This window comes from Paenibacillus pabuli NBRC 13638 (assembly GCF_001514495.1).
GTDB lineage: Bacteria > Bacillota > Bacilli > Paenibacillales > Paenibacillaceae > Paenibacillus > Paenibacillus pabuli.
The window spans coordinates 66,730-77,323 of record NZ_BCNM01000030.1 but is presented as its reverse complement, the minus strand read 5'-3'; the positions used below and the strand labels follow the sequence as shown (position 1 = coordinate 77,323).

At 42.4% G+C, this 10,594-nt stretch carries 9 protein-coding genes; 2 read left to right on the top strand and 7 right to left on the bottom strand.

The window, feature by feature from the left end:
• The coding region (locus PPA03S_RS29130; RefSeq protein WP_157284420.1) for an IS3 family transposase at nt 1-289 on the top strand (289 nt) is incomplete at its 5' end.
• A gap of 148 nt (nt 290-437) precedes the next feature.
• Here the strand turns inward: PPA03S_RS29130 and PPA03S_RS29125 are convergent.
• From PPA03S_RS29125 to PPA03S_RS29110, 4 genes are all read right to left on the bottom strand, one after another.
• Nucleotides 438-1,619 (bottom strand): NupC/NupG family nucleoside CNT transporter, encoded by a 1,182-nt coding sequence (locus PPA03S_RS29125; RefSeq protein WP_062329232.1) that lies wholly within the window; start codon nt 1,617-1,619, stop codon nt 438-440.
• Between the two features lie 15 nt (nt 1,620-1,634).
• The gene (locus PPA03S_RS29120) at nt 1,635-2,939 is read right to left on the bottom strand and encodes a purine/pyrimidine permease (protein WP_062329231.1); all 1,305 of its coding nucleotides are present in this window, start codon (nt 2,937-2,939) and stop codon (nt 1,635-1,637) included.
• A gap of 45 nt (nt 2,940-2,984) precedes the next feature.
• Nucleotides 2,985-3,692: a purine-nucleoside phosphorylase gene (deoD, locus tag PPA03S_RS29115; protein WP_062329229.1), complete on the bottom strand. Its 708-nt coding sequence runs from the start codon at nt 3,690-3,692 to the stop codon at nt 2,985-2,987.
• Between the two features lie 156 nt (nt 3,693-3,848).
• Nucleotides 3,849-5,285 (bottom strand): AcpB/EbpR/MafR family transcriptional regulator, encoded by a 1,437-nt coding sequence (locus PPA03S_RS29110; RefSeq protein WP_062329227.1) that lies wholly within the window; start codon nt 5,283-5,285, stop codon nt 3,849-3,851.
• Nucleotides 5,286-5,610: 325 nt separating this feature from the next.
• Here PPA03S_RS29110 and PPA03S_RS33515 point away from each other — a divergent pair, with 325 nt between their 5' ends.
• Entirely contained in the window at nt 5,611-5,874 is a 264-nt protein-coding gene (locus PPA03S_RS33515; protein ID WP_062329225.1) for a helix-turn-helix domain-containing protein, read from the top strand.
• 81 nt (nt 5,875-5,955) lie between these two features.
• On the opposite strand, the gene PPA03S_RS29100 is transcribed toward PPA03S_RS33515, so the two are convergent.
• The 3 genes from PPA03S_RS29100 to PPA03S_RS29090 all read right to left on the bottom strand — a co-directional run bounded on the left by PPA03S_RS29100 (nt 5,956) and on the right by PPA03S_RS29090 (nt 10,577).
• A complete protein-coding gene (locus PPA03S_RS29100; RefSeq protein ID WP_062329223.1) occupies nt 5,956-6,741 on the bottom strand; it encodes a glucose-1-dehydrogenase in 786 nt (261 codons plus the stop codon).
• A gap of 934 nt (nt 6,742-7,675) precedes the next feature.
• A complete protein-coding gene (locus PPA03S_RS29095) occupies nt 7,676-8,926 on the bottom strand; it encodes an MFS transporter (protein WP_174532170.1) in 1,251 nt (416 codons plus the stop codon).
• Nucleotides 8,927-9,263: 337 nt separating this feature from the next.
• Entirely contained in the window at nt 9,264-10,577 is a 1,314-nt protein-coding gene (locus PPA03S_RS29090) for an ABC transporter substrate-binding protein (RefSeq protein ID WP_062329217.1), read from the bottom strand.
• Nucleotides 10,578-10,594: the final 17 nt, after the last annotated feature.

Genomic DNA, 10,594 nt, shown 5'->3' with positions numbered 1-10,594 from the left:
ACACTCGGATCAAGGATTTCAATACACCTCGAAGCCATTCAACCGTAAACTGAAACAACTCGGTATGCTAGGAAGTCACTCCAGGCGCGGGAATTGCCTGGACAATGCCTGTATCGAGTCGTTCTTCTCTCATTTAAAGACCGAGAAAATATACTTGAATGAGGCAGCAAACCAAGCGGAGGTTGAGCAGCAAGTGAGCGAATATATTCTGTTCTATAACCAGAACCGATTCCAGAAAAGACTAAACGACCTTTCCCCGGTGGAATACCGGGAAACGGCCGCAGCTTAAAATCGTCTTTTTTTCACTGTCTACTTGACAGGGTTATGACCAGTTACGCGGCTTTTAAGTTGTGATCATTTTTGTGTCCTCTTATCAACCGTCCTTTTGGAACAGTCTTATTTCGAGTTCACTTGTATTCAAAAGAAAAATGATTTAACTAAAAAATAATTCCGATAATTATAGCCGATAAAACGCTTACAAGTGTGGCCCCATATAACAGCTTCAATCCAAAACGAGCAACAATATTCCCCTGTTTTTCATTCAGCCCTTTTACTGCACCTACGATAGTACCAATGGACCCAAAGTTAGCAAATGAGATTAGAAAAACGGAAACAATGGCTGTAGTACGACCACTTAAACCGTCTTGAATCTTAACAAAGTCAAGCATCGCAACAAATTCATTCGCAACCAGCTTCGTTGCCATGATGCTCCCCGCATGAACCGCTTCATGCCATGGCACTCCGATCATAAAGGCAATTGGTGCAAAGACATACCCTAGAATTCCTTGAAACGAGATACCAAATATGCCACTGAAGACCCCGTTAATTAAAGCAATGATTCCAACAAAACCAACTAACATTACCCCAACTACAATGGCTACTTTAAAGCCATCCATAATATATTCGCCCAGCATTTCAAAAAACGTTTGTTTGCCCTCTTCCTGAACTTCAACGATATCTTCTTCAGCTGTAACTTCATACGGGTTAATGATGGAAGTAATGATAAAGCCGCCAAATAGGTTTAATATTAAAGCAGCTACTACATACTTAGGTTCCAGCATCGTCATATATGATCCAACAATGGACATCGATACCGTCGACATTGCAGATGCACATAATGTATACAAGCGATGTTTTGGTAATAATCCAAGTTGATTTTTTACAGAAATAAATACTTCATTCTGTCCTACAATTGCGGCTGCAACCGCATTATAAGATTCCAATTTCCCCATGCCATTTACTTTACTTAGCACCAGACCAATATACTTGATAATGAACGGCAATATTTTGTAATGTTGCAGAATCCCTATTAATGCTGACATAAAAACAATTGGCATCAACACAAACAGGAAAAAGGTATGAGCTCCTTCATTGGCAATCCCACCAAAAACAAAGTTCGTTCCTTCGTTGGCATATCCAAGTAATTTCGAAAAACTATCGGCAAACCCTTTAATTAAGAATTCGCCTATACTCGTTTTTAGTATAATTAATCCCAAACCTAACTGAATCACAATCATTATTATGATGGGACGATATTTAATTTTCCGCTTATTATTACTCGCAAGCCAAGCCAATAATAGAACAATAACCAGACCAACAACTGAAATTAGATAATGCATGTTTAACCCTCCAAATTATCGATACATTTTTTTGGAATCCTCATATCGATTTGCATCTTTCCACATTAATGCTTGTTCCAAAATAATCGCCAATAGACTTCCGCAAATTAACCCATTATTCAAAATGGCTATTACAATCGGAGATAAATGGCTCGTAGCGGATGTAGGAATAAACATTAAACCCACACCAACTAAAAGAGAAACTCCGCTAACAACAAATGTTCGTTCTTCATGCAGAACCTTCTTCAATTCCTTCAGCGATAATCCAACCATCTTCACAAAGATGACGAATGTAACGGCATAGCCTATAGGCGCTGGGATACCGGATATTACGTTCATTATTGGCGGAAATAAGGATACAGAGATGACTAAGATGCATCCAATTAAGAACGATTTCCGTTCCCTCATCCCTGTTTGTTCAACATATCCCGCCGCTCCCGAAATAGGCACTGAACCAATCGCTCCGAAACTGCCTCCAATAAAATGGGTAATGCCAGAAGTAAATCCAGCACGCAAATAACGGTTATGATCCACTTTCTTTTGTTTCATAACGGTCTCCATCAAACGAATGGATGCAAGCGCATTGGTTATTAATAATAGTGTTATTAGAAAGGCAGTCGTGACTGTCCCGCTATCAAATCTCGGACTTCCAAAAGGAAATATTTTCGGCAGCTTAAATAGTGTATCGGCTGGTGAAATCACCGGCATCTTGTCGCATATGATAAACAATAAGCAGCCTATCAATATACTGATTATTACTGAAAATTGGCGCAGCAAAACAAAGCGACTGTTCCCTAACCCAAAGGTAATGCAAATCACAATCACACTCAGCAAGAACACTTTAACATCTAACAAGGTGTGGCTTGACGTGATCCCCATCATACCTTTCATAAAAGAACCGCTTAATTGAAAGATCAATAAGAGCAAATATATAAAAGTGACCGTTGGCGTAAATAGACGAGCGATTTTATCCATTAGCTTAAAAGCTGAAATGAGGATGAATAAAACTCCACTACAGATCATTCCCCCACTTAAAGCTTGCAAGGAAGCAATATTCGAAGAATACAATACCCCTACTAAACTTGCGTAAATGGTGAAAATGCTCCACCATAACCCTGCTGGACCTTCATGAATAGGAAATTTATGGCCGATGACGCCTTGTAAAAATCCAGCTATTCCTAAAGTAATCAGTGTGCTCTGGATTAGTCCAGAAGTCTCCATAGGCGTTAGGTTATATAAATCTGCGATAGCAATTGGCGCAGCAATAGCACCTGCGATCATAAACATCATCCACTGCAATCCAGACAGTATTCCCTTCATTTCTTACTCACTCTCTTTTCTTGCACCTGTACTCTTATTGATAGATTAGCTCTCAATGGCTGTGTTAAGAGCGATTTCGACCATTTCATAAAATGATTGTTCACTTTCTTGATGAGTTAAGTGCTCCTGTGTTAACAGTTGACTGCCTACTGTCAAAATGGATAGAGCTTTCACACCGTATTTAGCAGCTAATGTATATAGGGCTGTGCTTTCCATTTCTACCCCTAATACACCAAAATCCATAAACTTGTGAAGTCGATCTAAGCTCTCACGGTAGAATTCATCGGAGTTATAGATGTTGCCAACAAAGACACTTACTTGTTTAGCTTGTGCGTGTTGATATGCTTTCATTAACAATGAAAAATCTGCCGTAGGTGCATAATTACAGCCATGGAAGATCTTATCCGTCATATTACTATCTGAAGATACGGATTGAGCTATTACAATATCGCGGATATTAATTTCTTTCTGCATCGCGCCACATGTACCAATACGAATCAATTTCTTCACTTCATAATCGACGATCAATTCTGTTGCATAGATGCTCATCGATGGATTTCCCATCCCTGTCCCCTGAACTGATACCGGTATCCCCTTATATAATCCGGTGTAGCCATACATGCCTCTTACTTCGTTATAACAATGGGCCTCATCTAAAAAGTGTTCTGCTACAAATTTTGCACGCAAAGGATCTCCCGGAAGCAAAACGATGTCCGCTATGTCTCCTTTTTTTGCGCCTAAATGCCTACTCATATTTCTGCCTCCTACTCTCAATGTTGAACCGTCTTACCGAAATCTCTTCCGCTTGCCTTCAGAAAATCAGTTCGGAAAGTACATTGAGCATAAGATTTTTCAGCTTAACAAACTAGACCAAAATCTTACGGAGGGTAAGGGAAATAATTGATCAAATTATAAAAGTAATTCTTTACGAATATTGTCTAGATCTCTTTTAGACGGGATCGTAGAGATAATAACAACAGGCACGGACTGCAATGTTACCGGGATATTACTAATGACAAAATCAATCTGATATTGCTGCATCATTTCGTCGGAGAGCCCTTTCATTATGGAAGTATTGATGATCAGCTGATCCCCGATTTCCTTCTTGATCAAATCCGCTATGTAATGACGAATTGAAAATTCTTCCCCAATTACCAAGAAGGCCCTTTTCCTTTTATAACGTAAACTGGAACGAACAATTAAGGTTAGCTTGGTTAAATGAAAATTATTGTACAAAACGGCTGGATAAGCTTTACTCCACGTTTGCATGCAGGTTTGCAGTTCTTGATAAAGCTGCTGGCATTCCTTTTGGACGTATGCTGTTAAATTACTTTTTGAAATCATCATCCATTCGGGAATTGCATTATCGATTAATAACTTGTCAAAGAATGCGTATATCTCCAATACAAATCGTTCTTCCATCTCCAAGTTGGGATATACGTTGGCCAGTAGTTTTAGAAGCAGATTACCCATTTGATATTCTTCTTTGTCTTTATGAAATTCGACTTCTTTCATCGGCGTTATTTCTGATCCTTCATAATAATGATATTGGCTGAGACTAACCTGGGATTGCATAAAGCAGATCTCACTATTGGGAAATTCAATGGAAAGCTTTTCTTCAAGACTCTTTGCAAGGGTCTTTACGGGCATATAAAACATCCCCTTTTCCCAGGGGTAACCACTTTCGTCGATTTTTACGCATTTCCCTTTAGCGACTCTTTCCACAACAATGGCCAACAAAAAGGACAATCTCCTTTTGGAATTGATAAAATACACAATATTTTTCTCATTCTCTGTATTGGTGATTAACTGATTGATATATGCAAATTCGACATTCGCAAAAGGCCATCCTGTGAACTCATACGCATCACAATATAACTTCCAATAGAAATATCGAATATTCATTTCGTTCCCTTTGATTGTCGGGGTTGAATACGTAATGCGTAACTTATACGCTTTTAGGTCATTATTATTTAATTGTACAATCAGTTTCTTCAACGAGGAGGTACTCATAAACATAACTCCGGCTAGCTCCTCCACGGACAGTCGATCCACATTCGTGAACAATACATTCATCAGTCGATAAAAGATGGTTTGTCTGAACATCGAAGAAATGACTTCACTCATCGTCTCACTTCGCCCATCACGCCGGAGGACGATTCCCTTTCCTCTAGAAACTTCTATGGTCACCGTAGGGGGTAATTGCTTGCTAATTTCCTCAACCATTTTACGTATGGTTTTATCGGAGATACCCAAACTTTTTTCAACTTCGGCCAAAGTAAACCATCTTTGTTCCGTATCAAGCAGCGTTAATAGCTGACTGGCTAATGTAAATCCTTTATCCATTTCCCCACCCTGTTTCAATTTAATTAGATTGTCATCGTGTTTTTCTGATAAAGAAAAGTCGATTCCTCCATAAGGAAAGAATCGGCTTAATAATGTGTTTAAATACGATCTATGATAAACCAGTGTGAATAAGCTTAAACTATCCCAACCGTTAGTTCAATCCAATAATACAGATGAATACTTCGTTGTGGATCGACAAAAGAAATCCCCTTCTCGACAAGAAGGGGAAAAAGTCTGGTACTGGTATATCTAAGGGACGAGCATATCCAGTTATTTCAGTTGTCTTCCATTATATTTATACCGGTTGCACATGAGCAACAATTGTATGGCTGGGATCACTTTTGACCAAAAAGGAGACCCATTTGACTGCACGAATGATGAGCTCGATATTCTTGAACAGGTGGGCAAGAGGATTGGTTTGTTTTTATCCAGGAAAGAGAAAGAAAACACTGCCAAAACAATGGCCATTGTTTTGGCAGAAAGGGAGTCTACCGTGAGAGATTATGTAAGCAGCTTGATGACCAAGCTGCGTGCAAAAAATCGGACACAGGTCGTTGCCTATGCTTTCCGTTGGGGGTTATTGAGTTAGTATGAGTAACTCTCTGCCAGTATCAGACAAGCCTGGCCGAGAGTCATCTGTTTTCTACTGTATGATTTTTGGGTCAGCCGGTTATCCACGACCACCCTGAAAGGAAGGATATTTGGTCATGCCTCCGTCAACGAACAGCGTAATACCTGTGACATAGCTGGATTCCGAAGAAGAGAGCCATACGGCAGCCGCTGCAATTTCTTCCGGCTTTCCGATGTAACCGAGCGGCACCAGATCCTCAACCGATGCTCGCAGTTTTGGATTGTCAAATTTCACTGCATTTATAGGTGTGTTGATTGCACCCGGTGCGATGCTGTTCACACGAATTCCCTTTGGCGCAAACTCCAGAGCTAGCGTCTCAGTCATCATCTTGACCCCGCCCTTGCTCGCAGCATAATGAAGGAAATGCGGCCATGGGATAACTTCATGTACACTGGAAATATTGATGATTCGGCCTTTAATATCATGCTCCAGCATGTAATTCACGGCCTCCTTTGAACCGAGGAACGCTCCGGTTAGATTCACATCAATGACCCGTTTCCAGTCTTTCAAACTCAGCTCCTCTGACGGAACCTCGTTCTCAATACCGGCATTGTTGATCATAACATCCAGGGAACCAAAATGTTCATGCGCCGCCTGCACCAGCTTCTTTACGTCCTCTTCTTTGGAAACATCTCCCTGTACGCCAATGGCCTGCCCGCCGTACGATTTGATTTCTTCTATGAGGGGCTGTATGTTCTGATTACTACTGTAGTAATTGATCACAACATTGGCTTTTTCCTTACCAAAACGTAGTGCCATCGCCTCTCCCAGGCCGGTAGCAGCTCCTGTAATGACAACTGTCTGTCCTTGAAGATCCTTATACATCCTGTTACCTCCTGTCTGCGTGGAATGATATGTTCAAAGTTACATTAACCAATCCCTTCCGCCATAAACATGATCTGACCAGTTCAATGGGAGTGGAAACGGAATTGACTAACTTATGATTCTAGTATCATCATTTATATTCATATTCAGTCACTCCATTATTAACTTGAATAATAATCCGGTCCGTATACCTCAAATTCCCAAAGTGAATACCCATATATCGTTGCCCGGACGGTTCCGTACATACGAACATAACGTGCTTCCACTTCGTTAAAAGTGATCCTCACTAGACCACCTTTGCCTCACTATCGTATCCTCGATATGGTTACCATAAAAAGGTGCGAACTCCTTGTCCGTTAATGTGACAATCGCATTCGGATGTGAGCCGAACTGCCATAACCTGAAAGCCCGTCTTCCAGATATTGCAACCATCTGCACAAGTCGAATACTACCTGCAAAACACGGTAAGCCCTAACTGCCTAGAGCAGTTGTCAGTGAATATTGAAGAGGAACTTCTTCAGATACAAGCTCTCAAGTTCCATGTCAAATAGATGTCTCTTTAGAAGTCTGTCACGAAATGCAGCTGCAACCCGCTGAAAAAATCTGGAGTATTCTGCAAGTTCGAATTACTTCCTAAAATTTTCTCCGCAGCTTTCCGCATTGCCTGATTCGGCCCCACATCGTAAAACAACCACAAAAGGGCCAGCCACTAAGTACTGGCTAACCTGATAATACGAAAAAGCCGCCATGTAGGCGACTTCTAATGCAAGATTGCTCTTGTCCTTCGACATATCGATACGTGTTGTGTATTATTCCAATCCGGAACTGCTTGTTCAGCTTTACACTAGAGGTTAACCACCAGGGAATGAAGAATAACCGTCCCTTTTTCTCGGCCAGCTCTTCCTTCATTTAAATGTTATAGTTACCGCAAAAATTATATCTTTTGTGCAATATGTGCGTTATCCGGCGCTTTTTGGTTCATGATCGGAACCATGACCAGTGCACCAAGGAGAAATAATAATCCTGCACCCCCATAGATTGTACCCAGCGAAAAGGCATCCTTTAACGCTCCAGCGAAAGACATGGAAACGACCATCATGCCAACGAACATCGGATTCAAAACCCCATTCACCCGGCCGACAATCGAGGCTTCTGACCATTTCAGAATCATTGTACTGATCCCAATATGAATGCAAGGGAAAACAAGTCCATTCAGAAATTGAACGGTTAGGGTGAGCGGAACGCTTGTCGAATACCCTACAATGGCTGTGCAGACTGCGCCTGCGATCATACCTATCGCGAGAAGAATCTGCGGCGGAACCCGCTTGGCGAAGACCGCTACGATTCCGCCACCAATCAGCATAGCTGCACCATTTACCATCAGCAGATATTGCAGGAACTCCTCACTCCTGCCCAGCCGCTCCGTTACGATAAACAGGTTGAGCGCTTGGGCTACGCCAACAGCGAGTCCCGCGAGGATAAACGCAAGTCCGAGCATCCGCAGAACTTGGCTTTGCCAAACATAGCGGAAGCCTTCAATGAATTCTTTACGGAACTGCCCTTTTACAGCGACGGTTTGAGCTTGCATATTATCCTCTGGGAGTCGAATAAGAACGAGTGCGGAGAGCAGAAAAACCACGCCCATGACAGCGATCGATATTTCAAGGCCAAACGTGCTATAAACGAAGGTTCCAAGCATAGGACCAAGCACCATAAAGATGGCCATCAGCGATTGGAATAGAGCCATCCCTTGCTGCAGCTGTTCTTCCGGGACATGATATTTAAACAATCGCATGCTTGAAGGTTGGGAAAACTGCGAAAGAATAGCCGAGATAAATGCGACAAGGTAGACGGAGTGCCACGAACCGTAATGTATGGTCAGAAGTACTACGAATACCGATACCGCAGATAATAAATCGCACCAGATCATCGTTCGCTTCGGCCGCCAGCGGTCGGCAAATGTGCCTCCGATGAACGAAAAGACAAAAATTGGCGCGAATTCAGCCACACTTATTAGTGAAATGGCGTATGGATCATTGTTTGTTCTCTCCGCAACATACAGGAGAATAGCGAAATTACGTACCCAGATGCCGATCTGCAGGAGCACACTTGATAATAAAATCGTCTGCAGGAACCGATTGCGAAACAGGCTTGGTGCTTTGGTGCTCTTTTCATGCCTATTCAATCTTTTCAACCTCCAATTTGTCATAAAGATGCCCATCCTAAGTAATGATATGACGTCTCCTTTCAATTCCTAATTATACGGACATCTTCATCGTTCACCTCATACTAAAGACTGAATTTACAGATTCCGTCTCCCAAAAATAACCGTTTCCTGCCGTTCTTCGTGACTCCTCCGGCTGCAGAGCGCTCATTGATGATCTGGCGTTCTCGACTCACGCCCAGAATGCCAATGAAGCCTGCTACGAGGAGGTTCCCTTTATCAATATTTAGTACACCACCAAAACCAAGGAGCTAAGCGACATATGCCGCCTAGCTCCTTTGGTTAATTAATCATACCTTTACTTATTCAGGAGAGCATCGGCCTTCTTCGCCGCTTCAGCTATAGCTGCCTCTGCCGTAATGGATGAATCAACAACCGCACGAAGAATCTCATCTTTGATCATCTCACCAATCTCTGGATACACCTTCTGCATTGGGCGTGGACCCGCATATTCCAGTTGGTCTACCGCCACCTTAAACAGCGGCTTTTCCTCATAGAGCTTCTTCATATCATCGCTTTCCACTGCACTAATTCGGCTAGGCAAATATCCCGTGAAGGAGCTTGCATAAATCGTTTGCTCTTTGGCGGTCATCCATTTAATGAACTTCCACGCAGCCTCCTGCTTTTCTGGAGACAAGCCGGAAGTCATCACCAGGTTGGCACCACCTGTTGGCACTCCATACGTATCATTCGCAGGCATAAATGTCGTCCCAAGTTCAAAACCCTGCTCTTCTGCAACCTTCATATTATTGGTCAAGTCCGCAGTTGAGGAGAATATCATCGCAGAACGCTGATTGTGGAAATCCGTCTTGGCTTGTGTACCCGCATCGTCGGTCGTACCTATGCTCATGATGCCTTCATCCTTCATCTTAAGCCACAGCTTCACCGGTTCAATTCCGGTTTCATTATTGAATGCCGCACTTTTCCCATCCTCGCTAATCATCGTTCCTCCGCTCTGTCTAACAAAAGCCTCATAGAACCAAATATCAACAGGCATCGAGATACCATAGCGCTGATCCTTAATCGTTAGCTTGCGTGCATAATCTTCAAATTCCGCCCAATTCTTCGGGCCAGCCGGATCAAGTCCCGCTTCTTTCAGCATCGTACGATTCAAATACAGGATGGGTGTACTTCGTAAATAAGGAAGAGCATACAGCTTGTCATTCACGTAGGAATTCCCCATTAGTCCTGGAATGAAATCATCCATATCAAGTTGATCCTTCTCAACAAATGAAGTCAACTCCTGCGTCATGCCGGATTCGGCAAACACACCAACCGAAGCAATTTCATTTTGCCAAACTTCGGGTGCATTGCCCGCTGCAAAAGCAGCCTGTGCCTTAGAATGCTGATCTGCATACGATCCCTGGTATTCCGCCTTTACAATGACTTCATCCTGGGATTCATTAAACATTTTAACCAAGTTCTCATTGTTCTCGGCGATCTTGTCCCCCCATGAGTACCAATATGTAATCTCTACCGGTTTATTGGCCGCACCATTCGAACTACCAGAAGCAGCAGCATTATCGGCTGAACCCGCGGAATTGGAATCACCACAACCCGTTAAACTAAGTGCAAGTGTTGCTGCCAACAAAATAGAACCAAATTTTTTCATGGATAAACCCTCCTATG

Bases quoted from the DNA above. Each gene is read 5' to 3' on its own strand.
- PPA03S_RS29125 (WP_062329232.1), bottom strand. From the start codon at position 1,619: ATGCATTATCTAATTTCAGTTGTTGGTCTGGTTATTGTTCTATTATTG.
- PPA03S_RS29120 (WP_062329231.1), bottom strand. From the start codon at position 2,939: ATGAAGGGAATACTGTCTGGATTGCAGTGGATGATGTTTATGATCGCA.
- deoD (WP_062329229.1), bottom strand. From the start codon at position 3,692: ATGAGTAGGCATTTAGGCGCAAAAAAAGGAGACATAGCGGACATCGTT.
- PPA03S_RS29110 (WP_062329227.1), bottom strand. From the start codon at position 5,285: ATGGATAAAGGATTTACATTAGCCAGTCAGCTATTAACGCTGCTTGAT.
- PPA03S_RS33515 (WP_062329225.1), top strand. From the start codon at position 5,611: ATGGCTGGGATCACTTTTGACCAAAAAGGAGACCCATTTGACTGCACG.
- PPA03S_RS29100 (WP_062329223.1), bottom strand. From the start codon at position 6,741: ATGTATAAGGATCTTCAAGGACAGACAGTTGTCATTACAGGAGCTGCT.
- PPA03S_RS29090 (WP_062329217.1), bottom strand. From the start codon at position 10,577: ATGAAAAAATTTGGTTCTATTTTGTTGGCAGCAACACTTGCACTTAGT.